Source organism: Shewanella marinintestina (genome assembly GCF_023283845.1).
GTDB lineage: Bacteria > Pseudomonadota > Gammaproteobacteria > Enterobacterales > Shewanellaceae > Shewanella > Shewanella marinintestina.
On sequence record NZ_JAKILC010000003.1, the window covers coordinates 236,145 to 259,477 of the forward strand.

At 37.2% G+C, this 23,333-nt stretch carries 24 protein-coding genes; 9 read left to right on the plus strand and 15 right to left on the minus strand.

The window, feature by feature from the left end:
* Nucleotides 1–430 precede the first annotated feature (430 nt).
* The gene (locus L2747_RS04995; RefSeq protein ID WP_248997988.1) at nucleotides 431–2,209 is read right to left on the minus strand and encodes a flavocytochrome c; all 1,779 of its coding nucleotides are present in this window, start codon (nucleotides 2,207–2,209) and stop codon (nucleotides 431–433) included.
* 477 nt (nucleotides 2,210–2,686) lie between these two features.
* On the opposite strand from L2747_RS04995, the gene L2747_RS05000 reads away from it, so the two are divergent.
* Complete coding sequence (locus L2747_RS05000) at nucleotides 2,687–3,586, plus strand: LysR substrate-binding domain-containing protein (protein ID WP_248997989.1); 900 nt, start codon at nucleotides 2,687–2,689, stop codon at nucleotides 3,584–3,586.
* A 61-nt stretch (nucleotides 3,587–3,647) separates the two neighbouring features.
* On the opposite strand, the gene L2747_RS05005 is transcribed toward L2747_RS05000, so the two are convergent.
* Nucleotides 3,648–4,976 carry a sensor domain-containing diguanylate cyclase gene (locus L2747_RS05005; protein ID WP_248997990.1) on the minus strand — a complete coding sequence of 443 codons (1,329 nt, stop codon included), beginning with the start codon at nucleotides 4,974–4,976 and terminating at the stop codon, nucleotides 3,648–3,650.
* 602 nt (nucleotides 4,977–5,578) lie between these two features.
* On the opposite strand from L2747_RS05005, the gene L2747_RS05010 reads away from it, so the two are divergent.
* Entirely contained in the window at nucleotides 5,579–5,767 is a 189-nt protein-coding gene (locus tag L2747_RS05010; RefSeq protein WP_346347774.1) for a helix-turn-helix domain-containing protein, read from the plus strand.
* A gap of 117 nt (nucleotides 5,768–5,884) precedes the next feature.
* Here the strand turns inward: L2747_RS05010 and L2747_RS05015 are convergent, their stop codons facing one another.
* On the minus strand, nucleotides 5,885–8,017 hold the full coding sequence (locus tag L2747_RS05015) for a TonB-dependent receptor family protein (protein WP_248997992.1): 2,133 nt from the start codon (nucleotides 8,015–8,017) through the stop codon (nucleotides 5,885–5,887).
* Between the two features lie 768 nt (nucleotides 8,018–8,785).
* Entirely contained in the window at nucleotides 8,786–9,025 is a 240-nt protein-coding gene (locus L2747_RS05020; protein ID WP_248997993.1) for a helix-turn-helix domain-containing protein, read from the minus strand.
* A gap of 193 nt (nucleotides 9,026–9,218) precedes the next feature.
* Between L2747_RS05020 and L2747_RS05025 the strand changes: the two genes are divergently transcribed.
* A complete protein-coding gene (locus L2747_RS05025) occupies nucleotides 9,219–9,413 on the plus strand; it encodes a hypothetical protein (protein ID WP_248997994.1) in 195 nt (64 codons plus the stop codon).
* Nucleotides 9,414–9,798: 385 nt separating this feature from the next.
* Here the strand turns inward: L2747_RS05025 and L2747_RS05030 are convergent, their stop codons facing one another.
* Nucleotides 9,799–10,002 carry a helix-turn-helix transcriptional regulator gene (locus L2747_RS05030; protein WP_012154513.1) on the minus strand — a complete coding sequence of 68 codons (204 nt, stop codon included), beginning with the start codon at nucleotides 10,000–10,002 and terminating at the stop codon, nucleotides 9,799–9,801.
* A gap of 186 nt (nucleotides 10,003–10,188) precedes the next feature.
* Between L2747_RS05030 and radC the strand changes: the two genes are divergently transcribed.
* The 4 genes from radC (at nucleotide 10,189) to L2747_RS05050 (ending at nucleotide 12,153) form a co-directional block, all read left to right on the plus strand.
* Nucleotides 10,189–10,665, plus strand: a complete 477-nt coding sequence (gene radC, locus L2747_RS05035; RefSeq protein ID WP_248997995.1) for a RadC family protein — start codon at nucleotides 10,189–10,191, stop codon at nucleotides 10,663–10,665.
* A gap of 60 nt (nucleotides 10,666–10,725) precedes the next feature.
* Nucleotides 10,726–11,088 (plus strand): hypothetical protein, encoded by a 363-nt coding sequence (locus L2747_RS05040; RefSeq protein WP_248997996.1) that lies wholly within the window; start codon nucleotides 10,726–10,728, stop codon nucleotides 11,086–11,088.
* A 113-nt stretch (nucleotides 11,089–11,201) separates the two neighbouring features.
* A complete protein-coding gene (locus tag L2747_RS05045) occupies nucleotides 11,202–11,534 on the plus strand; it encodes a type IV toxin-antitoxin system YeeU family antitoxin (protein ID WP_248997997.1) in 333 nt (110 codons plus the stop codon).
* A gap of 205 nt (nucleotides 11,535–11,739) precedes the next feature.
* Complete coding sequence (locus tag L2747_RS05050; protein WP_248997998.1) at nucleotides 11,740–12,153, plus strand: DUF2787 domain-containing protein; 414 nt, start codon at nucleotides 11,740–11,742, stop codon at nucleotides 12,151–12,153.
* Between the two features lie 70 nt (nucleotides 12,154–12,223).
* Here the strand turns inward: L2747_RS05050 and L2747_RS05055 are convergent, their stop codons facing one another.
* From L2747_RS05055 to L2747_RS05070, 4 genes are all read right to left on the minus strand, one after another.
* Nucleotides 12,224–12,556 (minus strand): hypothetical protein, encoded by a 333-nt coding sequence (locus L2747_RS05055; protein WP_248997999.1) that lies wholly within the window; start codon nucleotides 12,554–12,556, stop codon nucleotides 12,224–12,226.
* Nucleotides 12,557–12,600: 44 nt separating this feature from the next.
* Complete coding sequence (locus L2747_RS05060) at nucleotides 12,601–13,563, minus strand: hypothetical protein (RefSeq protein WP_248998000.1); 963 nt, start codon at nucleotides 13,561–13,563, stop codon at nucleotides 12,601–12,603.
* A gap of 436 nt (nucleotides 13,564–13,999) precedes the next feature.
* Nucleotides 14,000–14,626: an inovirus Gp2 family protein gene (locus L2747_RS05065; RefSeq protein WP_248998001.1), complete on the minus strand. Its 627-nt coding sequence runs from the start codon at nucleotides 14,624–14,626 to the stop codon at nucleotides 14,000–14,002.
* Between the two features lie 151 nt (nucleotides 14,627–14,777).
* Entirely contained in the window at nucleotides 14,778–16,262 is a 1,485-nt protein-coding gene (locus L2747_RS05070; protein WP_248998002.1) for a hypothetical protein, read from the minus strand.
* A gap of 171 nt (nucleotides 16,263–16,433) precedes the next feature.
* Here L2747_RS05070 and L2747_RS05075 point away from each other — a divergent pair, with 171 nt between their 5' ends.
* The gene (locus L2747_RS05075; RefSeq protein WP_248998003.1) at nucleotides 16,434–17,132 is read left to right on the plus strand and encodes a RepB family protein; all 699 of its coding nucleotides are present in this window, start codon (nucleotides 16,434–16,436) and stop codon (nucleotides 17,130–17,132) included.
* An 83-nt stretch (nucleotides 17,133–17,215) separates the two neighbouring features.
* Here L2747_RS05075 and L2747_RS05080 read toward each other — a convergent pair whose 3' ends face one another.
* Both L2747_RS05080 and L2747_RS05085 read right to left on the minus strand, forming a co-directional pair.
* Nucleotides 17,216–17,653 (minus strand): DUF417 family protein, encoded by a 438-nt coding sequence (locus tag L2747_RS05080; protein WP_248998004.1) that lies wholly within the window; start codon nucleotides 17,651–17,653, stop codon nucleotides 17,216–17,218.
* An 18-nt stretch (nucleotides 17,654–17,671) separates the two neighbouring features.
* On the minus strand, nucleotides 17,672–18,205 hold the full coding sequence (locus L2747_RS05085) for a carboxymuconolactone decarboxylase family protein (RefSeq protein ID WP_248998005.1): 534 nt from the start codon (nucleotides 18,203–18,205) through the stop codon (nucleotides 17,672–17,674).
* Between the two features lie 101 nt (nucleotides 18,206–18,306).
* On the opposite strand from L2747_RS05085, the gene L2747_RS05090 reads away from it, so the two are divergent.
* Nucleotides 18,307–19,119, plus strand: a complete 813-nt coding sequence (locus L2747_RS05090; RefSeq protein ID WP_248998006.1) for an AraC family transcriptional regulator — start codon at nucleotides 18,307–18,309, stop codon at nucleotides 19,117–19,119.
* Nucleotides 19,120–19,623: 504 nt separating this feature from the next.
* Here L2747_RS05090 and L2747_RS05095 read toward each other — a convergent pair.
* From L2747_RS05095 to nfsA, 4 genes are all read right to left on the minus strand, one after another.
* A complete protein-coding gene (locus tag L2747_RS05095) occupies nucleotides 19,624–19,965 on the minus strand; it encodes a zinc ribbon domain-containing protein YjdM (protein ID WP_248998007.1) in 342 nt (113 codons plus the stop codon).
* 836 nt (nucleotides 19,966–20,801) lie between these two features.
* Nucleotides 20,802–21,602 carry a helix-turn-helix transcriptional regulator gene (locus tag L2747_RS05100; protein ID WP_248998008.1) on the minus strand — a complete coding sequence of 267 codons (801 nt, stop codon included), beginning with the start codon at nucleotides 21,600–21,602 and terminating at the stop codon, nucleotides 20,802–20,804.
* Between the two features lie 124 nt (nucleotides 21,603–21,726).
* The gene (locus L2747_RS05105; RefSeq protein ID WP_248998009.1) at nucleotides 21,727–22,254 is read right to left on the minus strand and encodes a YbhB/YbcL family Raf kinase inhibitor-like protein; all 528 of its coding nucleotides are present in this window, start codon (nucleotides 22,252–22,254) and stop codon (nucleotides 21,727–21,729) included.
* A gap of 238 nt (nucleotides 22,255–22,492) precedes the next feature.
* Nucleotides 22,493–23,215, minus strand: coding sequence for an oxygen-insensitive NADPH nitroreductase (nfsA, locus tag L2747_RS05110; protein ID WP_248998010.1), 723 nt, complete (start codon nucleotides 23,213–23,215; stop codon nucleotides 22,493–22,495).
* Nucleotides 23,216–23,333 lie beyond the last annotated feature (118 nt).

Below are 23,333 nucleotides of genomic sequence, written 5' to 3' on the forward strand. Positions count from 1 at the left end.
ACAAAACAACTATCAATCAATTAAAAAACAACAAAAACATAAGTGCAATAAGTAGCACTTATAATCACTATATAACTAACTTATATTTAAAAATGAATTAATTCGATGCGAAACAAACAAAACAACAAGGGTACTAAATAAAAATACAATCAAAACAAAACAACAACAAGTGTTACATATTGTTTCACAAAGGCGTGATTTGTAAATACAAAAATAAATCCATAAAAGATAGAGAAATCAATTTCAAATAGAAAACTAACTAAAAACTAAAAAAACGAGATGGTGACTTTATACCTTTAAAAATAGTCATTGACCACAAACGTGAATTAATTGACTGTTGATTAATTACGGTAGCTATAAAATTCATAATATGATTGGAACAGACTAAAATAGGATAGCGCTCATCGCTACCCTATTTTTAAAGTTTTAACTATAGAGTCTTATTAATAATATAATGTGCAGCTGACTTACCTGCTTGACGACCAAACACAACTGTATCTGCAATCGCATTTCCACCTAGACGATTTGCCCCATGAACGCCACCAGTCACCTCTCCAGCAGCAAACATACCAGGAATAATCTCGTCATTTTCGTCTCGAACTTGAGCTTCTGGCGTTATTCCTACACCTCCCATGGTGTGATGAATCGCTGGCGAGGTATCGACCAAATACAATGGGAACTTAAGTGAACGAGCCATAAATTTACGTCCAAAATCAGGATCGCTTCCATCTTTCTGGTACTTGTTATATTGCTCTATCGATACTTTAGCTACAGCAGGGTCAATATTAACCTTCTTAAAATCGTTGTAGCTTTCAATCTTAGTTAACATACCTAGAGGTTCAAGCCCTTTAACTTGACTGACCTCATTCATTATCTCTTCATCCCAAACTAGCCAAGCACTTCTTTCTTTTAACTCCCAAATACATTCAGAAACCTTATCTCTTGGCCCCATTTCATCACAGAAGCGCTTACCTTGATGATTTAATAAAATCGCACCAGCACCACGTATTGTTCCTGTAATAACCAGTACACCATTACCTGCTGTAGGGAATGTTTGGATCTCTTTCAGATCAACCATCTTTGCGCCAATTCCCTTAGCTAAACCGATACCATCTCCTGTATTACCAGGCGCATTTGTTGAGGGCGTTCCGAGTAAATCTGGTCGATATTGTGCGACTAACTTGTTATCCCACCCAAAGCCACCAGTAGCCAACACAACTGTTGGTGCAGCAATGAAGCGAAGACCTGAGTGTTTTCCTTGTACTACAACACCCGCTATTTCGCCGCTCTTGGCCCGAACAATCTTTAATACTTTATTATTTGTCTCGACTTTCACGCCCAATGCATCTGAATTACGTTGCAGAACAGATATTAGTTCAGGACCATTCTTCTTCCCGCCTGCTGGTCTGTGAAGTCTATCCGCCGTATGTCCCCCACCACGCCTTGCAGCGGAAAAGTCTCCTCCTAAGGCAGTTAACCAACTAAGTCCATCTGCACTATCCTCTGTTAGTTTTTTTACTAACTTAGGATCATTGATATTATGACCGCCCTTCATGGTGTCGTTATAAAACTGTTCTATACCATCCTTATAACCTAAGCGGGCCTGAGCTATTGTTTCTGCAGCCGAGTAGCCACCAGCAGATAATTGAGAGTTGCCGCCGATATAAGGTTGTTTCTCGAAAATAATTATATCGTCAAGACCAGACATTTTTGCTTGTACTGCAGCAGAGTAACCAGCAGAGCCTGCACCAATAATAATCATTTGATGTGTTTCTGCGGGTCCATCCATAATCGCATCTGTTAGCTCTTTTTCGGTGACATCATCAAATTTTATCGATGCATTTAACTTGCCATTTAAAAACGGCATAGCAAATTTCTCATCAAAATTCTGATGGCATGTTATGCAATTCATAACAGGTTCAGCATGTCCCGAGTGACAAGAGGTACAGCCAATATCTACTAGATGGTTATGATGAACGGATAGCTCTTTCTCTTTAAGTTCCTTTGTTGCAATTGTATTTAGATCACCGTGACAAGACACACATGCAGTATCTTGTTCTAGCTGGTTATCCTGAACATTCTTTACCCCTGTTGCGTGACAATCTTTACAATCAATACCCGACTCATTATGGAATTCAGCAAGATTATCAGCGGCATTAACTGAAAAGCTCGCATAAATAAACAACGATAATAATGTTATTTTTTTCATCAACTTACCCTTAGATTAGTGTTTTTATAAATAAACCTAGAAAGAAACTTCCTGTAGTTCCAAGAAAAAGTAGTAAATCAATAATTAAGAAACCGTTGTCGTCAGTCACTTCTTCTTTCCATCTAAAAATGAAAAAGCAAAAAAGAAAAAAGCACACAAAACTGTATACAACTAGAACGTAAACCAATTATTACCATCTACTACTTTCTGGTTAGAACATCTAAAAGATAATAAATAAAAAATAAGTTGATAATGAGATCCAAATAACATTCACACCACAAATTTAAACATTAATATACATCAAATCAATTGAGTTAAACCGACAAGATAATAGTTTAATTTAATTAACCTGACAGCTTAGTTATTTTAAATACAATAAAAAAACTAAACTACCAGAGTAAAATTTATAAACAATAAATGTAACCTGACAATTTAGATTGATTGATAAGTTCATTTATTTACAAGGATACGAATAAAATGAGAACACTCCCACCAATAAAATCTATTATCTATTTTGAATCTGTGGCCCGTTTTCAGAGTTTCAAATTGGCAGCAGCAGAACAAAATGTGACACCTGGCGCAGTAAGTCATCAGATAAACAAGCTTGAAGAATTTATCGGTAAGTCTCTTTTCATTAGGGGGAATAGACAAATACAACTAACGAGTTATGGTCTCAGATATTATTCAAGAATATCAATTATTCTTAAGAATATCGAAGAGGCTACGATTGATCTTGGAATTGAAGGAAAAAGGCCACAAGTTAGAGTTGCAGTTCCCCCATCTTTACTGAAGAACTGGTTACTTCCAGTACTAATGAATGACTTAGATTCAAATATAGATAGTAATATTGAATTTGTTGACACCTTAGACTATCTAGATTTTTCTAAATCAGATTTAGACCTCGCTATCCGATATGGTTACGATACCTGGGAAAATATGTACTCAGTACATTTGTTCGATGAAACAATGATCCCCGTATGTCATCCAGATTATCTAAAAGACAAAGGCCATCACTTTGATCAAGAGACTATAGATAAAAGTACACTTATCTATACCAATAATAGACTCGTCCAATGGGATATTGTACTGCAAAGACTAAATTTATTAAGTAATAGTTTTACACAACAGAAGCTTACTTTTCAAAACTCAATTCAATCTATAGAAGCTGCAATGCAAGGTGGGGGCATAGCATACGTAAATAGCATTTTAGTGCAAAAAGAGTTGCGAAGTGGACGATTAATTAAACCTTTCGACATAGAAATACCTGATCACAAATCCCCGTCTTACCACTTAGTAACCACTTATGAAAATATGCAACATGAGTCAACTGCAAAATTATATTATGCCATCTTAAAAAACTGCAAAGACACCGCCTAACAAAATACAATTTAAAATCAACTGGTTAATCTACGACATTGATTAACTAGTTGGTATAAAATCAATTAACGCAAACACGATCTCTTCCCCCCTGTTTAGCTCGATATAGTGCCTTATCAGCTAAAGTTAGAGCAGCTTTAATCTCTTTGGTATGCTCAAAGTAAGAAACACCGACACTCATCGTCAAGTTTAAAACTAAAGAATCAACAGCTATTTTTTCATTTGAAATCAACACCTTTAATTGTTCACATTGAGCTTTTGCATCTTCGATTTTAGTTAATGGCATTAATAATATAAATTCTTCGCCTCCGCTTCTCGATAAGACAAAGCGATCCGGAACATGCTTTCTACAAAAGTTAGCAAAACCTACCAAGACTCCATCGCCGACATCGTGGCCATACGTATCGTTGATTTTCTTAAAGAAATCAATGTCAAAAATAGCAACTGAGCCAAAATTATCTGAATGATGAAAGCTCCTAATCTGGTGTTCAAACCCTCTTCTATTAGGCAAACCAGTTAAATAGTCAGTATGAGCTTCGTTTTCCAGTATTAACTTTTCTTTTTCACTACCCTTGTACTTTTTAAAGTACCTAAAGGAAGGTGATAGAAATAACAAAAAAAGTACTAATAAAGACAAAAATATAAATATTTTAATATATGGTTCTGATTTGCTTTTAGATACAGAGATTTCCCATTTTGTGTTAAAAACACCGACAACTGCTGATAGCTCTCTACCTTCAATTATTCCCTTAGAAGTTATGATCTTTTCGCAAGGTGCCTTACTATCAGGGTTATAGCCAGATATATGATAACTATCGATATCATAGTCTTTTATCACTGTATCGATACTGCTAAGTATAGACTCCAAGTAAACTATAGAGGATGTTAGCCCCCAAAATTCAGTTCCATTTCGAATTACTCTTCTAACAATAAAAGCTTGCTTATCATTTTGAATTAATGAAACTGGACCAATTACTGAAACCTCACTTTTTAATATTGCTTCCATACTCCCTAACTTTCTATTTGGATCCGATAACACATCATGCCCAATAGCTTTTTTATTATCCTCATAAGGGTAGACATAGGTAACAACGCCATTTGGCAATAGCAATATTGAATCAACATTCTTATGGCTTTTTAGTAAATCTTTCGAAATTCGGTCAAATTTCTTTGATGTTAAGTTATTTTCATCAGATACTTCGACCATCTCTTTCAAAACTTCAGATGATATTAATGCACCATTGAAAATTGACGCCATCACTTTGTTTAATTCAGCAACAACTAGAAACAAACGTTTCTCATCTTTAACTCTATCTAATGAGTAGACAATAAAGTTAGTAATTAAAATCATTATCATCAAAAATAAAAAAACAAAAAATTTATTCAACATAACAACTACCAATCCATGTGGTTAAGCGTGACCTAATTTAGCTTTTAACTGAAAGTATATTCAACAGATAAGTGATATAACGTTCTATTTAGAATGAATATTTAGGAGGCTGCGCATTATACGTACAGCATGGTTTTTGTCTATATACCAATCGTACATTTTTATATTTTAATTAAACAAGAAAGTAGATTGAATCAAACCTTTGTTACGCATCCACTCACATATTATCAGTTCTGTAAATAACGTTAATTAAACGTGTAACAACATAAGCTAAAAACTACAATTAACATAAATCCACAAAACTGTTCGTTTCTGCACTACCACTTAAAATCTATAAACAAATTTTATATGTAGCTAAAACCTGCAGGTACACCAATAAAAATCATCAGTTATAAAGCCACCTTAAGACATTCCCTCACTTTTCTAGATAACCAGCTAAACTTAAATAACGTCAACATCCATTCTTCATAAATGCTAGGGAGCTTTAAAACTATACATGAGGATCAGAACAACAAAATATCCTATTTTGGGATACTTTTCAATCTGAAATATCATTTCAAGATGAAAAATGGTCAGACAGAGAAGAATCTCTTCGTAATGCATTGAAATTAATGCGAAAGAATGCAACTTTAAACCAAAGTGAACTAGCACAGAAGTTAAACAAACCACAAAGTTTCGTCTCAAAATACGAAAGTGGTGAGCGACAGCTTAGAATTTTAGAGCTAGAACAGGTTTGTATTGCTTGCGGAACCACTGCGCATGAATTTCTGAAGGTTTTTAGCGGACATTAACTTCACGCTAACTAGAAAAAATAATGATAAATATTTATTAGCTAACTTAAAAAAGGCGGCTCTAATCGTTTGATTAGAGCCGCCTCCATTTGTAACTTTACATCTAAATAGTCACTCTTAAAACGTATAGCCCAAATCTAAGCTAAACGAACGTCCAGGAGCTGGCACGCGACCTGCGGGTGAGACATCTAATCCTCTAAAGTAATACTCATTATCAAGCAGGTTATTTACCGATAATCCCACTTTAACCCCATGATTGTTCTTCTTAAAAAATTCAGTACTTATATTGAAATTTACCACTGTATAGGCAGGCATCTCTCCTGCAGTGCCAGAGACATTTTCTTCAACTGTATTAGCTAGATCAGCAAATGACTTACTGTAGTGATAAGCCAAAAGGCCTAAATCAACCTCTTGAATACTATAGAGCGCGCTGGCAGAGAATTGATGCTTAGATACAAACGGTAACTGATTGCCTACGAACTGCCCATCTAACTGTTCTGTGTCTAAATAGTTATAAGCGCCTGTTAAAGTAAGATCTGGTAGTGAAGCTGGCGAATAAGTCCCTTCTAACTCGATACCTTGGTTTTTAGTTTTTCCTATATTAACAAACATGCTGATGTTTCTGTCATATTCAGCTTTGTTTTTAAAGTCTATACGATAGAGTGCTAAGTTTAAGTTGCTGCGATCTGTAGGTGTAAAGCGTACACCAGCTTCATAATTCCACGACAGCTCAGATTCAAGCGTTTGCCCTTTTGGCCATAACTGTGAAATTTGCGGTGTTCGCAGAGAGCGCTGCGCATTTGCATAGCCAAACCAATTATCAGAGAATTCATAGCCCATTGTTATACCTGGAAGCCACTCTTTAACATGGTTATCCTGACTGTAATCTTGGCCAATGTTGGTAAAAGTCATACGGACATCTTCATACCTTAGACCTGGTGTAATAGAAAACACATCATCAAGGAAGCTAATCTTGTTACTAATATAATAGGCCATTGCATCAGTATCCATCTGCCAATCACGTGGACGGACAGCTATCTGTGTAGACTTATCAATATGATTGAGTTTATAGCTGATATCTTCGTTAACATATCGAACTCCAGCTATAATGTGTTGGTTTATCTCCCCATCAATTAACAAGCTTACTTTTGGTTCTATACCAAATACCGTAAAATCTCGAGGAGAATTTCTCAGATGAGTAGCTTCTTGAGTTGTGTCACTCCAATGACTGCCTAAGTCACCATCTGTATCCTTGTTCTTATCATAGAAATCCCACTGAAAATTACGTGAACTTTTATTACCAAAAGCCGTAAGGTCAAACTCACCGTAGTCAATGAAGGTCGACTCATCAAGTACATGACTATACTTAAGGGAGGCTCTTTTTGTATCGGCTTTAAATTCATCATTAGGGCGAAGGGATTGTGTTCTGTCGGCTTCGTAAGCTGGCGTATTGAGTGCGCCAGGTAGTTCAGAAAAAGCATCATAATATTGTAATGTCGTATCTAAACTATTTTGCTCATCAATATTCCAAACAGTCTTCAGCATCAGATTTTTAATGTCTGTATCTGAGTGGTCACGGAAGGATTCTCCTTTGGTGAGGTTGCCATCTAAACGCATAGAGAAATCGTCATTGATTGCACCGCCAGTACTGACATTAGTATCAAACAGATTGCGGCTATCTCCAAAGAAAGTAATGCGTTCATTGAAGCTTGTTTCCCAGTCTGTTGGAATTGGTTTAGAGATAAGGTTAATTACACCACCAACATTGTTAGGGCCATATTGAATCGATGCTCCACCACGTGCGACATCGATTCTATCTATCATAAATAATGTAGCGGGAAAAAGTGATTGTCCTGTATGCCCGTAGGGCGCCAATGTCATAGGGATACCATCTAACAATATTTGTGCGTAGCCGCTTCGACTGCTATCTAAACCACGAACAGAAATATTAGGCAAAATGCCAGTTCCAGTTTCATCTTTAATCTTAATCCCTGGCACCTGCTGTAAGGCTGTATCAATAGAGCGGGCTGATGTACGCTCTATTTGGTTTGAGGTGATAATGGAGCGGTTACCCGTATAATTCTTTAAATCGGCAACTTCTGAATTACCTAATAGACTACCTGTGACAACTATGACTTCCGGTTTTTTATCTAAATCTTGTGTTTCAGCAAAGGCGATTGAACAACTCAAACTAGTTGAAATTGCCAGTGCTAGCGTGTTCAAAGTAAACTTGGATCTATCATTAAACATACTTATTCCTTAAGTTTCGTTTGGTCTTACTCGTATTTAAAGCAGATGTTTTGATGTACCTAGATCATTCGCTCTTTAACTAACAACAAGACTTAAGCCTTATTGCAGCTAATGTTTCGAAGTCTTGGTAAAAATGTGAAATTGAAGCGTTATGCCAATAAAGCCCGAAAATCCAAAGAATTGACGATGACCCGACATGAATCTGAGGCGATACAGAAAGTTCTTTAAAGTCGCGGCCTGAAAGTGTTTCTTGCCTTGCATTTTTGACATTGGATAGATGAATTATCGAGAGAGGAACAAAGCACAAGAGTGCTACGCAATAAAAGATAAGAAGCGGATTTAGAAAGGTGAAATATTCAGGATCTAAAACAGATAAAATAAAGTCTGTATAAAAAAGTACTTCTTTGCTCAATGATGAGAAAGCCAAGTTTTTAATGAATAAAATATCAACTTGTGTAGCGTAGGAAGAACTCAATAAGTTTTCGAAAAACATAATGGTGCATATATCTAACCAATAAACTGATGATATTAGTTATCATTTGCATCTGCAGATCAAGCGATTTATTAACCTCTATCAGCCACAAGAAAAACAGCTTTACATTATCGCGTCACAAAACCGCAACGCAATCAGGCTGGTATTCACGATATTTTCATTTTAATAACAAAACCATCTAAAATGTAAACCTTAGCCAAGTCACCAATATTGTTAACAGACTCTTGGTTTACATTTTTTAATGCAAACTTATATAAACCGTTTATGGATTGAGTTTAATATAAACGTTCTGCAACAACCCAAATATCAGACGGCTTACAATCTAAAGCCGTAGCTAGTTTCCACACTGAAATGACGGTTGCTTTAGCAACACCTCGCTCAATACCTGACACAAAAGAGCGCGCTAAATTGGCTTTGTCAGCTAACTCTTCTTGATTTAGTCCCTGTTCTATCCGGCGAAGCTTTATCGCTTTACCAAATACTAAACCAACTTTTGTAACTTCATCATTATCCACAGAGATCTCCAGAGTATATACATCTGACGATTTTCACGTAGATTCAGGTAGACTAACCACGCACTAAGGGGTACCATCTGACCTCTATAGAGGTCATTTAAGTTTAGACTATTAATCCCATAATCAAATTTGAATCATACCTATGCTTTCTTAACTAGTGCAGCACACAAACAATGTAACAAAGGAGTAATACATGTCAGTCGTTAAAACTATGTCAATTGTAGGGATGGGCTTTTTCTCATTATGTTTGATACTAACTGTAGCGTTTGCAGAGACAGATCTTGAGGCTGCCGCTGGCTGGGGAATGTTTGCAGCAATGTACGGAATTGGATATTCAATAACGGTTTACATCAAAACTAAAGGTATTCAAGAACCAGCTAATAAATAGGGGGAAAGGCATAGGTGTTTAGCCTCTTTTAATTCAAATTTGGAAATATTTTCACCTATATATCATCCTTATGCTGTAACCAATAACGGCACAGCAAAGCAGCTGGTGGACATCAAGCCACCAGCTGTTTTTTACTTTCTAGTGATTCATTTAGGAGGCGTTATGCCTATTGCATTTATCGCAGGCTTTGCGGTTGGCGTGAGTATTTACCAAGCTTTAAAGGAGCAGAATTATGTTTAATTTTGTGATGCACAAGCCAATTGCTGAGTTATTCTTGCTTGGCGTTATTGCTGGTTATAAGTGGGCGGTTGAATCGGATAGCTAAAGCATTTTAGCTCAATATCATGGAGAGTCTTTTAGGCTCTCCGTTTATGCAGTCAATCTATCATTCACTAACCTTTCCATTCCGTAAGTCTCGTTCTTCAATCCGTTCTAATATCCATTCCTGCACTTCATTCTCTACCCACGCTACAGCGCGGTCGCCTAATGACACTGACTTAGGGAAAATCCCTTCTTCTATGTACTTATAGATTGTTGAACGTGCTAAGCCTGTGCATGCGATTACATCTTTGAGTCTGATTAGTTTCATGATGAGGTCCCGGTAGTTAATCTCATTCAATAACCAGTGCCAGTAATTTTTAACTTGCAGTCTCTTCCCTAAACATGATCTCAACAGTCCTCAACCCAAAGCTCATTGCTTTCAATCCCGTACAAATTTTTTTAGATATATATCAACTTTGCGAATAGACCCACTAAACAAATAAGGAGTCTTAATATGCTAGCTAAATCATCTGTTACTGACATAAAAACCTGGCCAAAAACATCTAATGAAATTTTAGCCACTGCCGCCAACATCATCGCCGAAAAGTTAGTTTCTGACGATGTTTTCACTAATCCTGAAGCAACTAAACAATTTTTGACCTACAAGATGATCAACTACGAGCGTGAGGTATTTGCAGTAATGATGCTCGATAACCAACATCGGCTAATGGAATTCAATGAGCTGTTTTTTGGCACCATTGATGCTGCCAGCGTCTATCCCAGAGAAGTAGTAAAAGCCGTATTAGCAGTTAATGCCGCTGCGGTTATCTTGGCCCACAATCATCCATCCGGTGAAGCTGAGCCCTCTCAAGCTGACAAACTGATCACCAAGCGTTTAACCGATGCATTGGCATTGATCGATGTGCGAGTACTCGATCATATCGTGGTAGGTAAAACACCAGTGTCATTCGCTGAGCGCGGCTTGCTATAGCAACTGTGTAATCAACAATGACTAATACCAACGGGTTACCGAATCAATAAGGAGTTCAGCATGATCGAATTTACTGACAGTTTTTCTCAAGCATGCGTGGCTGAAGCTTGCGCCGCATTTCCTGACTTGCGCAGAAGATTGATGGTTGAATTCATCTTACCGATGTTTGCAAGACCGCTTAATGAAAGAGGTGAAACGACAGGTCACCCTATCGTCAAACCCAACACCACCCTACATAAGACATTGCTGTTTGTCTCTCAAAGGGATCTGGTTGAGCATTTACCAAAAAAGATAGATTTTTGTCGTTACAGTTGTATCTGCAATGAGCACGGTCAACCTACCGATGTTTGGCAGCGCACTATCAACGGTGTCTATTACAACCATGGCAGTAATCAGCAAGCCAATTGGAGCGTACATACTTAAATACATGCCCCTAGTTAAACATCTGCCATCACCACTTATCTGTTGTTCTATAGCGTTACCTCACATCCACCTGCAACACATCAACTCAAGCAAATATTCAAAGGAGTTTCAGCATGACAACGATTCAACCATCTATGCCCTATCAATGGGGCTTACAGCGTAATATTACGCCGCGATTTGGTGCGCGGCTTATTCTGCAAGGCAGTCGCTTAGACTTCCTGTGGGATCGCTCAGGCTTTGTCGGCAACTTTCCCCCAGAGCAAGGTCAGCTACTCAACGACGCCTTCCCTGAGATCATTAAGCAACTTGAAAACCAGGTACTCTCTGGCAAGCTTGATCACCGCCACCAGCAATGTGTCGAGATTCAACAAGGTGATTTCACCTGTGAGGCTGACACCTTAGGCAGCCATGGTTATTTGTACATTGCCATTTATCCCACATCTTAAAAATATTATACGAGCAAACTAGATTATCCCTTCCGTCCTTCTACCACTCCCCCTCACCAGCTCCCTTATCACTCTAGTTAACTTAAAAACTTAGCATCACCTAATTATCGCACTTCAAGCCGTTACACCACTCAGCAAGCACACAAGGCCTAAGCATTTATGTGCTTAGGCCTATTTCATTATGACAATTAAAAAGGAATACACCATGACCATTAATATCGCTAGAAACCAAACACCCAAGATGCCCACAGCATTTTTTACACTACTGGAACGGGTACTTTTTAATACCCACCCCAATAACTCAAATGCCATCACCCTCAACTTCCGTGATCCTGATTATTCAGCTGACAATGGTGGCTACCATCCAGTGGAAGTCCGACTAGAGAAACAACAAGATCATTGGCGCTTAGTCTATGTGACCGACTTTGCCTTTAGAGGGAGTCCATTTCCTGAACTAGTAAAAGATATCGATATCTGTTTTAACTCACAGCAAGTGTATAGCTTATTCAGTGGATGGATTGGTGAACGAGAAGCACGGGAGTTGGTTTCAATGTTTTGCGATAACTTTATCGCTTATCAAGAAATGGGCGTTTACACAATCCACATACAATTAGATTGACACTGTAGTCGATGCTATAGGAATTCCAGGGGACTATAAACAGTCCCCCAAACTTCTATGGTTACCTAGCTTATAAGGCAATGATGAGAATTCCCATTGCACCGAGTATTGCAAGCCCTGAAGAAAGTGACAGTGTTTTAAATACACTGAACTCCTTCTTTTCAATTTTTCCAATGTCGGAGATATCTACTGATATACCTTCACCAAACACTCTTTTTCCTGTTATGCCTTCAATCTCAAACTCCAATACATCATTAGATAGTTTGGTAATCTTAACTGTATCACCAACCTTAAGGTTCTGACTTACTGAAGCACTGCTACTGGCAGGTACCTCATGTAACGAGCTACAGCCAGTAAGAAAAATGCTGGCTAATAATGTAAGTATTAATAAGTATTTAGTCATAATCAACATCCTGTTTAAATTTAAGGGAAAGCGGTGAATATGTATTACGGCTCATAGCAACCACTATTAGAACCACCTGGTCCAGCACAGGGGTTTATCCAATCTCCTGTAGCAAATACCGGTTCATTTCCATAGTCGAACTTGTAATTATTTGAGATATCTATTTGAACTCGATTACGATAGTAGTATCTGTACTTTGAACCTTCATAGAAACGTTGATCCCACTCTGTTAGGGTTATATCGATATATTCTCCAGCCTTTATACCGCGAATAGCATCCTTAATTTTAATGCCTATATCGATATTCTCTATGACCCACACCCCCTCAGGAATAACACTATCCAAGCCTGCAATGTAGTATTCATTTTCAATCAACTGATCAAGTGATTCATCTACCGAGTCTTGAATAAAATCAGGTTTAAAGATATTCACTAATGCTTCTAAAACTTCAGCAACAGCGCTATTGATTATTCCATTTCCGTCAACATCAAAATTAACCTGCATATGACCAATGTCACGGAGGTTATAAACTCTGCCAGTTATAACATCGTAATCAGCCGAAAACCTTAGTTCAGATGTATTAACCTTCCCATATAGAGTAAATAACGTAAACTCTACTTTCACTTCAGAAGAAAAATTAAATCCACTTACCTCAGTTGTGATAACACCATCTCCACTTGTTATTATTTTTGTTTTTAACGGCCCAACAAGCTTCGCATACTTTAATTCTCGAAAACGAAGAGTGGGTATATCATTGATTTCTTCTCTTGCTGCAGACTCAACATAATCAAATAGTTCACTATTTATCGAGTTGAAAGCAGATTTGACTTCATTATGTAAAGGTTTTCCCGCCAGACTATTATTTATGACTATGCTTCTCCATGATCCCGAAGATTTATAACTTAGCTCTGTAAGGTGATCTGTTCTACTTACGTAGGTAGGGTAATAAGCTGATGCAGAAAAAGAACAAAATAAAAAAATAACATTAAATTTTTCATAAACATCCATATTTAAGTTCCATAATTTAGAGATTAATAAAAAAGTAATTGTTAAATCTTGTCAATGATTAATAAACGCTCGATACAACATGTATCAAGTGTGATAAAATGTTGCCATTTAGTTTCCATAGCAACCCTCTACTTTATTGGCCTGAACAATATTTAGACACAGCGCACGTATCCAGATTGTTAAATATTTGTATATTTCATCGGCTAATAGTTTTTAAGACCACCTTGTCAAATAATTAACAACCTTCAGTAAAGAGTATGCTAATACCTTAGAAATTTTGATAATTGTCAGCTTTATTTTATGCATAACATCAGTTTAAAAAGTAAGAAACCACACTTTTTAACGGTTGCCACTGCTGAGATGTAATCAAGCTTTCAGCTTGATTACATCCAATGCCTAGATACCAAAGAGGCCTAAACCTCTCATGATTTTTTGTCTAATAGAAAACCTTTCGACTGTAACCAATATTACGGTTACCGTCATTTACATCTTTAGTAACCACTTTTGCCAAATAGGTAAGCTGTTGCCACAAGCGGTTTAACTGTTCATAAAACTCTGCAGAGTTTGAATCTAAGTACTTAATATCTTTGTTAGAAATGTGTACTAATGACTTAACTTCAATATCAATCATTCCAGTCGCGCTAGACCAGGCTTCAACAAGACGAGATCGCATGTTGTCTCTGTTTAAATCTAAAATACCTAAATAAGCAAACGCATCTTTATTGAAGAACAGCACTAAATGATAGTGCCAGTTATGAGAGTTGTGGCGCTCCCTAACCCACACATAACTAAACCCTAGTCGATGATGTTGTTTACCTTGGACTGCATGTTGTGATTTCCAAACATTAAGTCTCGCCTTAAGTGCATCAATAAAGCGTGAAATAACTTTAGGGTCCTGGTAATTGGAAACTTTAGGGAATCGTAAGTCTAATCTTATACAGGTAATACGTTTGTTACATGCCAACTGCTGGTGCAGTACCCTTTCAAAGATAGACAAGTAGCTTTCGATATATCGATATTGAGATGGAGTGTTTAACTGATGGTATGACTCGAATTGAAACATGATTGATACTCCTATGATTAATTACATAGGTTTATATATCTGTGTAATCTTTTACATGATGACTGGTCTCAACACGTAATAACTTAAGAGTTGTGTATATAATACTATTACCGAAACATACCGGATGATACTAGCCCAAGCGATCCGGAAGCTAAAATACCTGAGAATTATATTTAATAGTAATCTCGTACTCCTTCTCACCAATAATTACTCTGGAGTTATTTTCATAGACATCCTTCCCGAAGACACAATACTTGTCTTTAAGTGAGCCAGTGTTACCACAAAAAAATTCAACCGAATCTTTAACAGCCAATTGATATGAAATGCCTTTTTCATCTATAGTATTTCCCATCAGTACATCACCACTTTCGGTAACGGGCCTTTGAGTAATCATTCCATTCGACGTTGGTAAAAGTCTTATCGCTTCCACCTTCAAGGACTTTGATTCAGACAGCACTCTTAATTGAGACGAAAGACTCTTGATAAACGGCAGCATTGACTCTGCCCACAAGTGATAAAAAAGCCCCATGTTTGATAAGCCATTAACGTCTTTACACTGTTTGACAAATTCAAACTTATTTTTATAAACGCTATAAATACTAACCATATTTCTAAGCATATCAGGTTTAAACTCATCACTTCCGTCATAAGGAAAAATTCTCTTAAGAAATGATACTATTTCATCAATCAATTCATCATCATTTAACTCTAGTAAAACATGGTTTTCTATACAAATCTCATGACAAATAAAAATTTGCTCTTTTAGTTTTTTGTCATTAAAAATCATATGTCCTATTTTAGAACTGTAATGCAAGAAACCTACAAAATAAATATGACGATGTTTATCATTAATAGTCATTATTTCTCTAAAAACATATTCACAATTCCTTTCTGATAAAGCTGTCCCCCGCCTATCTTTTGTTAAACAATCATAAATAAGTGATAAGTCTCTCAGTATTACATCAAAGTAAAAATAACTACTTTCATAATTACAACCCAACAACAAGGGTTCAAAATTAAATTTGCTTATTAAACATGGAGGTTTTATTACTTCGTATACAAGATCAATAACTGAAAATCGTCCTTTAGGTTTAAAATCGACGACTAGCGGACGCAAAAAACCTTCATTAACAAGAGTGGATAGATTGTACTTTATATATTCAAGTTTAAGCCCTGTTAATTGACTAATGTATTCATAATCTACATTATAAACTCTTGAAAACTGATCGGATGTGGATATTAGTACTAGAAGCAAAACTTGAGGTTCTAAGCTTAGCTTTTGACTATCCCCATTTATATTCAAATATAAAGTGCTATAAAAATAATCCTTTAAAAATATCTCATTCACTGACTCCTCGAACCATTGTAATGATGTACAAGAGATATCATACCCACTCCCTCTCTTTCGTCCCTTTCGCCTTGATAGGCCTGGCACTTCTTCTATGTATCCTTCTGATAGCAGGTAATCAATGGCCTTCATTAGGCTTCTCTTACTCACACCAAGATACTTGGCATATTCCGAAGGCAAAGCCACGTAAAGCTCTCGCCTCATTGCTATCCATAGCAATAAGATGATCCTAGTTTCGGGCGATGCTCCTGTCATACTTTTAAGCAACTTCACTTTACGTAAATCCATGTATTAGTTTCTATAATTGCTATGGATAGCACAATAAAGCGTCAAAAACCGAGATAATATCGTCATAATTCTCAATTTATCGACTAGTAAATCTACTAGTTGAATATACGAAGATCGTTAACTGTTTCATGCAAATATCGCTAGTTCAAGTCAAATTAAGGAGCATTACCAATGATGGAGAGGAACTTAACTAGAGCAGAATTTTACAAACTCTTCGATTTTCTGCGTTCAGAAACACCAGCTGAGTTAGTGTGGGTAAGGGAGTATTTTTCGAAAAAATTATTAATTTCGCTTGATGCAACCCTCATTCTACCCCAGATGAAAGATCAGCTTTTCCTACAGTACCAAACAAATAATTCAAGTGTCGAAGCGACTGTGTTTATTAAAAGCGTTGCTAGTAAGATGTATAAAGCACATAAAGCTCGCCTTTATCGTAAAAAATACGGAGCCAAAAAGATGCTTAATGTAGCAATTACACCTAAGCATATGCAGAAGCTAGAGCTTATTTGCACGTATCAAGGCATGCAAAAAAACAAAGTAATAGAAGTGATGATAGAGGGTTCACTTGAGCATCAGATTAATGCTGAACAAAAATTAAAATCTGAAAAACAACACAATGAATTAATATTAAAGCAAACTCGAGACAGTAAAAAACTAGAAGCCACAATATCCAATTCAAAAATAAAAAAAGAGGAGTTAGATAGATTAAAAGAAAATATAGGTAAACAAGAGTCTACTATAGAAGAGTTAAAAGAAAATATTAGCAATCTGTTTGAGATATTAAGGGAATCTCAACATGAGAAAACTCTTATAAGTGGGTGTAATTACGATAATGCGTCAATCATTTATTATAACAGCATGCTAAAATGATATATAAAAATGGCCATTCAACCTCTTTACTTTAAAATAATAAAAAGCGCCATAACATAATGACGCCTAATAAAACCTTTAATTTAGTTATTACCTTTATTCATAAGCTCTCGACTTCTTTCAACACTAAACCAAGCAATGCCTAAGAAGACGACATCTTTAAGTATAAAAAAATCAGTTACAGGTACACCATCAACTATTTTCCAAACTCCTGGCAAAGTAAAAAGAAAGCTTAATGTAGTAATGAAGATAACTATTGCTGCTAAGCCACTCCAATAACCAATTTTTGGCTTACAAATACCAACAACCATACCTATAGCGACAATAATTTCAGTAATCCCAATTAGGTTTGACACCCCTTGTACACTTAAAATGCTGAACATCCAGTTCATTAACGGGTGGCTTTCAACTAGTGGCCTAATTGCTTCCGCCTCTGTCGGAGTAAACTTAAATACACCAATCCATAATAGCGTAAGTACAACACCAGCTAGACCGACTAAATAACCTCTTTCCTGCTGCATAAATTGCTCCTTTCAATATTAAACCGTAAGGCTTACTTCTGGAAAATCAATATCTGTTTGAGCTAAATGATTTGCATAATTGGTAAATATATTAGCCGTCAGTAGGGCTAGCACTTCAAAGATCAACTCGCTATCAACTCCATTTTTATTAGCTATATCTAATTGTTCTGTAGTGAGCTCTCCACGCTGCTCAACCAAATCTACGGCTAAGGTAATCAGTGCTTGATCCAACGTGTTATCAGCCTTAGCTTGTCTTGCTTCCTTGATATGATGCTTTGCTAATCCAGTATTACCTGCAATAAGGGTATGAGCAGATAAGCAATACTGACACTGATTTACCTGAGCTATCGCCAAAGCGATTAACTCTCGCTGTTTCGCGCTTAAACGCCCTTTGGATAAAGCATCACTAAATGCAAGGTACGCATTAAGCACCGTGGATGAATGACCAATGGTTGCATAAAGGTTAGGTACCATTCCTAACTTACTTTTGATTGCTGCTAACGTAGTCGCTACATCACCTGATGGATTTGATACTGGAAGAATACGGCTCATGTTGAGCTCCTTTGATTAAGTGAATTTACGATATTGATATTGACACTATCAGTAATACGATTTATCACTATTAATCTTGATATACATACCCAGAGTCTCAAATGGATACCTTATCCGCATTAATATCTCATGCAGAACCCAAAGCGAACTTATTCTTCTCAGGTAATTTATGTGGAAGCTCTTCAAGTACAGAGCACCCTGCAGGTGGGATATTGCACTTAGTTAGAACCGGAGAGATGCTTCTATTCGAAGAGCATGGCTTAACGCATAGAATCATTGAACCAACACTCATTATTTACCCCAAAGGGAAAGCCCATCGTCTCCAACCGCAAACCTTAGATGGTTGTGATGTTGTATGTGCCAACCTAAACTTTAAAGATTCGCCACTATACCGAGCTCTACCCGATGCTATAGTTCTCCCTCTTAGCGAATTAGAAAGTCTATCTGACACAATCAACATGTTATTTGTTGAGGCTTTTACATCACGTTTTGCTCAAGCTGCCATCATCTCAACTTTACTTGATCTACTGCTGTTATTGATACTTCGTTATTTAGTTGAAAACAGAATATGCCAAGAAGGTGTTTTATCAGCTTTATCAGATCCCAAGCTTTCAAAAGCCATCGAAATAATCCACAAACAAATAGATTACCCATGGACCATTGATGAGTTAGCGAATAAAGTTGGGATGTCACGTGCTAGGTTTGCAGCATTATTTAATCAAACCATTGGACAACCGCCTCTCAGCTACGTCACAGAGGCTCGGCTGCTGTTAGCTAAAAAGTTGCTGATGAAGGGAGAACCAATCAAATCTGTATGTTTAGAGGTGGGGTACAGCGGAAGCGTTGCATTTTCTCGCGCATTTCAACGTCAATTCGGTATCACGCCACGAGCTTGGTATCTGAAACAAACTTAAATAAACATGTCTGTTAACTTCGTTTTCAGCTGTATCGTTTAAGCGACATAAAATATTTTAAAATTATTTAAAAGTGACCAGACTTTAATGTAACACCAAAAGTAACACCTAAGTAAAAACCAATAAATAAAGCACATTAAAACAAATAGGTAAGCACCAATACCGAGCCCCGCCGCCTCCACCAATACTAGGTTAGCAATAACCTTCAAAGGCCGCTAAATCCCTACCAGACGGATTTAGCGGCTTTTTTGTATCTGTTGTTTACCGAACTCTATATAAAATTCAAACCAACTCTACTATTGCAATACATGTAGCCACATAGAGGTATTCATTCCACATGGCTAAAGATAGAGAATGTATTCATTACACTTAGGTTTACCTACTGTAGCTCCTTGTACCGAGTTTAATCCCACATAGATATTCAGATACAAAAAAACCTGCACTAGGCAGGTTTCTTCATATCAGCTTATGTTTCAAAACAGCTTTTATTTCATAGCCAGCTGATTAGTTTTGCTTTCTAACAAACTTAGACTTAAGCATCATCTGGCCGTGGCCATCAACTTTACAGTCAATATCGTGGTCAGCATCAACAAAACGCTTAATAACCGCTTTAGTACCTACTTTCAGGATAAGCGATGAACCTTTAACTTTAAGGTCTTTAATTAGCGTGACTTTGTCTTCTTCTGCTAGTAGGTTGCCTACAGCATCTTTTAAGATGATTGCATCTGGATCAACGATAACTTCGTTCGGGTTCCATTCATGAGCACATTCTGGGCAAACTAGGTTTGAGCCATCTTCGTATACGTAGATTGACTCACATTTTGGGCATGGTGGGATAGCGCTCATGGCATTTTCTCTTTAATGAATAAATTGTTGGATCAGGCTTAATGCACCATTGATAAAATGGCCACTAAAGGATCCACCTTTTAAAGACACATTATAATAAAATTTTCGATTATCAGCTAGGTTCAAAAAGTCGTCTTGTGAGCGCGCAATATTTTGTGAAATTCAACATTTGATCTAGGTAACAGAATAAGGCCTATTCAGTATAAATTATCTGCATTTCACATACTCAACAGCTTTATCAAACTAGCTGGCTATCCAATACAAGGATATTGATCACAAGGTGATCTCAGACATTGATGCAACTCTCGCTAATATTCTAAACTTAAATCAGTGGTAAAAGACGTTAGTAAATACAGCTTAATCCTGACTAATATATTACCGTAAAATCAAAGTGCTCAACATAAATCCGCGGTTGAGTTTATAGCGCGCATAAAAGAGGCTTACTCAATAGTAAGCCTTGGGTATAGATGATAAGTAGATGAGTGAAAAGCGCGTCGCGGGAAGCGAGTCATATAGCGATAACCGGGCTATGCTTCATCCCTCGTTGACCACGATTTAAGCCCCAAATAACGTGGTTGCTGCTCTTAGAGCAGTGACGATTACCTACAAACAAGCTAACTTTCACATTGCTCAAACACACAAGCTACAATGCTCAACTAACTTTACTTCCTACTTTACTTACGACTTTCCTACCGACTTACGTCACTTTCTAAAATACGCTTTTCATGATTAATTATAGCCTGTATTCCATGCGCCACAGGCTTTTAAGCCAAAAAATCCATTCAATATTTCTCTATTAAAAGCAGATATATTTAGCCCTTTGATTTAACAACTATTCAGCAAGCAATTGTTTGTTGGTACTGCTTTAAAGAGACCCCAAATTGAGCTTTAAAGCGCTGACTAAATCGACTTTCTGATTGATAGCCGCATCGAAATGCAAGCTCCAGCTGGCTCAAAGGTTGCTTTTTACGGAAATTGACCGACTGCATAATACTGATAGCATTAAGCATTCGTACTTCAGCTAGAATTTCTCTAAATGACGCATTTTCTTTACTTAAATGACGCATAAATGTCGCTGGGCTCATCGCAAACTGCGCTGAGGTGCTTTCTATGCTGTGATGGTTCGCAGGATCAGTAGATAGATAACGACTCACTTTTTGCCGTAAAGAAAATAGCTCATCTGCAAACAGTTGCGATAAAGCTCCTACTTCATGAAGCTGCTGATAAAAACCATCTAAATAATACTGCTGAGCAGCCGTACTTAATGGTAAATCTGCCATGGCTATTAACTGTGACCATGCAAACTTAAGGTTATCATTCACCTCAATGCTAGGCGGTTGTAACAGTTCTTTATCAGCAGTCGATATTTGCTTAAGCAATGCTGATGATGGCAAAGATTTAAATGATATTTGAACAGATTGAAATTTATCTTGTGCAGGTTCATTAATAAAAGTCAGCGGCTGATTTTCAGCGGCTAATAACCAATTGAGCCGGTTAAAGCGCAGCGATTGTCCCTGCCATTGCAGATGCTTTACACCTGCAGTAACGGCAATAATACTTGGCGTAAATACAGGAACATTGCGTAACGGTTGTGGCTTGTGACTGTAATATCGATCAATTTTAACTAGTGAACTCAACTCTATTCCCTGCAACCAACACCCATGTAATGCTTAGCTAAGATAACATTAGATCTATTTCTAACTAAGCTTTCTGCCTAGCACAGGCTAGGCAGTCGATTTTAACTAGGCAAGGCTATAAAAACTAACGCACATAGGTTGCTGTTAATACGGCTTTATCTATTGCCATTTTATTCAATGTAAAGCCGACTACAGCCGGAGATATGTCGCTAGGCAAATCGATTTTAGCTTCTGGTAATGCCCAAATCGTAAATTGATAACGGTGCATTCCATCGCCTTCTGGCGGGCAAACTCCACCGTAACCCGGCTTACCATAATCAGTTCTTGTTTCAAGACCAATATTGACTTTACCTGATGCGCCTTGTGCTACTGATGCCGTGTCTGCAGGAATGTTGAGTACCGTCCAATGCCACCAGCCACTGCCTGTTGGCGCATCAGGGTCAAAAGCCGTTATCGCAAAGCTTTTTGTGCCTTTAGGTGCGTTTTTCCAAGACAATTGCGGTGATAAATTTAGCCCTTTACAGCCCATGCCATTGTATTCAAATTTCGATGACATCAACTGTCCTTCTTTGATATCTGTACTCGTAAGCTCTAATGCATAACTGTGAGCAGAAAAAGCCAATAACGCGATAATTAAACCTATGTGCTTCATAATCGATCCTAGACGCCTTAATTGAATGTACATCTAGTTTAGTTAATAACAACAAGATTAATGAACGCAAACTATCATTTAATACTTTATCGACACAAATTTTGAAAGTTTTCGTTAAAGTAATAAGAAATTTAAATGATCAACCTAAATAAGCTCATAGATAAAAAATGTCATCTAATAACTCATCATTGAGCCCACAACCAAAGCTAATACTCGATAAGTTTCTTTAGCGTTAAGATTATCGAGTACTAAGTCCCTGACTTTCCAAAAATGCTTGCATAAACGGTCGCGACTCTTTGTCTAAGGTAGCACTAACCTGCTCAGACCAAGAGATTTGCTTGTTGTTACTGCTCCGCGCTGCGTAATAGTCTCTAATATGTTGGTCGTATTGTGCTAATTCATTGCGATCTATTACTTGATAACATTCCTGATGCACAACAATGCTCAAAGGTAAGCGCGGCTTCTTTTCGGGGACTTTCGCTGGGTAACCAATGCACATTCCAAATAACGGCACTACATACTGGGGTAAATCCAATAGTTGCGTTACTTTATAGGGATCATTACGGATCCCGCCAATGTATACACCACCAAGACCCATAGATTCAGCCGCTAACAGTGCATTTTGCCCCATTAAACCGGTATCAATAGCGCCAATTAAGGTTTGCTCAGTAAAACCTAATTGCGCATTAGGGCTCACCTGTAGATGACGATTAAAATCAGCACAAAAGACTAAAAACTCCGCTGCAGTTTCGACATAACTTTGCCCACCTGCTAATTCGGCAATTTTAGAACGCTTATCTTGATTAGTAATTCTTATCACACTGGTACATTGGATAAAACTGGAGCTCGAAGCGGCATTGGCACATTGTAGGATCAAGTCTAACTTGTCAGCTTCAATAGTCTGCTCAGTAAAATGCCTAATAGAACGATGCTGTAAAATGGTCTCTATAGTTTGGTTCATTATTATTTAACCTATACATTTTTTAATGCCAGCCTACTCATCTTATATTTTTACTGCAACTACCAAGAGAAAAAGCTATTTATTCAATAATAAAGCCGTTAAGTCATCGTCATAACAA

What these genes read in the sequence shown, in the direction of transcription:
- L2747_RS05040 (WP_248997996.1), top strand. Translation starts at nt 10,726, where the DNA reads ATGATCGAATTTACTGACAGTTTTTCTCAAGCATGCGTGGCTGAAGCT.
- L2747_RS05025 (WP_248997994.1), top strand. Translation starts at nt 9,219, where the DNA reads ATGTCAGTCGTTAAAACTATGTCAATTGTAGGGATGGGCTTTTTCTCA.
- L2747_RS05075 (WP_248998003.1), top strand. Translation starts at nt 16,434, where the DNA reads ATGATGGAGAGGAACTTAACTAGAGCAGAATTTTACAAACTCTTCGAT.
- L2747_RS05045 (WP_248997997.1), top strand. Translation starts at nt 11,202, where the DNA reads ATGACAACGATTCAACCATCTATGCCCTATCAATGGGGCTTACAGCGT.
- L2747_RS05055 (WP_248997999.1), bottom strand. Translation starts at nt 12,556, where the DNA reads ATGACTAAATACTTATTAATACTTACATTATTAGCCAGCATTTTTCTT.
- L2747_RS05105 (WP_248998009.1), bottom strand. Translation starts at nt 22,254, where the DNA reads ATGAAGCACATAGGTTTAATTATCGCGTTATTGGCTTTTTCTGCTCAC.
- nfsA (WP_248998010.1), bottom strand. Translation starts at nt 23,215, where the DNA reads ATGAACCAAACTATAGAGACCATTTTACAGCATCGTTCTATTAGGCAT.
- L2747_RS05005 (WP_248997990.1), bottom strand. Translation starts at nt 4,976, where the DNA reads ATGTTGAATAAATTTTTTGTTTTTTTATTTTTGATGATAATGATTTTA.
- L2747_RS05085 (WP_248998005.1), bottom strand. Translation starts at nt 18,205, where the DNA reads ATGAGCCGTATTCTTCCAGTATCAAATCCATCAGGTGATGTAGCGACT.
- L2747_RS05090 (WP_248998006.1), top strand. Translation starts at nt 18,307, where the DNA reads ATGGATACCTTATCCGCATTAATATCTCATGCAGAACCCAAAGCGAAC.
- L2747_RS05015 (WP_248997992.1), bottom strand. Translation starts at nt 8,017, where the DNA reads ATGTTTAATGATAGATCCAAGTTTACTTTGAACACGCTAGCACTGGCA.
- L2747_RS05065 (WP_248998001.1), bottom strand. Translation starts at nt 14,626, where the DNA reads ATGTTTCAATTCGAGTCATACCATCAGTTAAACACTCCATCTCAATAT.
- L2747_RS04995 (WP_248997988.1), bottom strand. Translation starts at nt 2,209, where the DNA reads ATGAAAAAAATAACATTATTATCGTTGTTTATTTATGCGAGCTTTTCA.
- L2747_RS05070 (WP_248998002.1), bottom strand. Translation starts at nt 16,262, where the DNA reads ATGGATTTACGTAAAGTGAAGTTGCTTAAAAGTATGACAGGAGCATCG.
- L2747_RS05060 (WP_248998000.1), bottom strand. Translation starts at nt 13,563, where the DNA reads ATGGATGTTTATGAAAAATTTAATGTTATTTTTTTATTTTGTTCTTTT.
- radC (WP_248997995.1), top strand. Translation starts at nt 10,189, where the DNA reads ATGCTAGCTAAATCATCTGTTACTGACATAAAAACCTGGCCAAAAACA.
- L2747_RS05030 (WP_012154513.1), bottom strand. Translation starts at nt 10,002, where the DNA reads ATGAAACTAATCAGACTCAAAGATGTAATCGCATGCACAGGCTTAGCA.
- L2747_RS05095 (WP_248998007.1), bottom strand. Translation starts at nt 19,965, where the DNA reads ATGAGCGCTATCCCACCATGCCCAAAATGTGAGTCAATCTACGTATAC.
- L2747_RS05080 (WP_248998004.1), bottom strand. Translation starts at nt 17,653, where the DNA reads ATGCAGCAGGAAAGAGGTTATTTAGTCGGTCTAGCTGGTGTTGTACTT.
- L2747_RS05050 (WP_248997998.1), top strand. Translation starts at nt 11,740, where the DNA reads ATGACCATTAATATCGCTAGAAACCAAACACCCAAGATGCCCACAGCA.
- L2747_RS05000 (WP_248997989.1), top strand. Translation starts at nt 2,687, where the DNA reads ATGAGAACACTCCCACCAATAAAATCTATTATCTATTTTGAATCTGTG.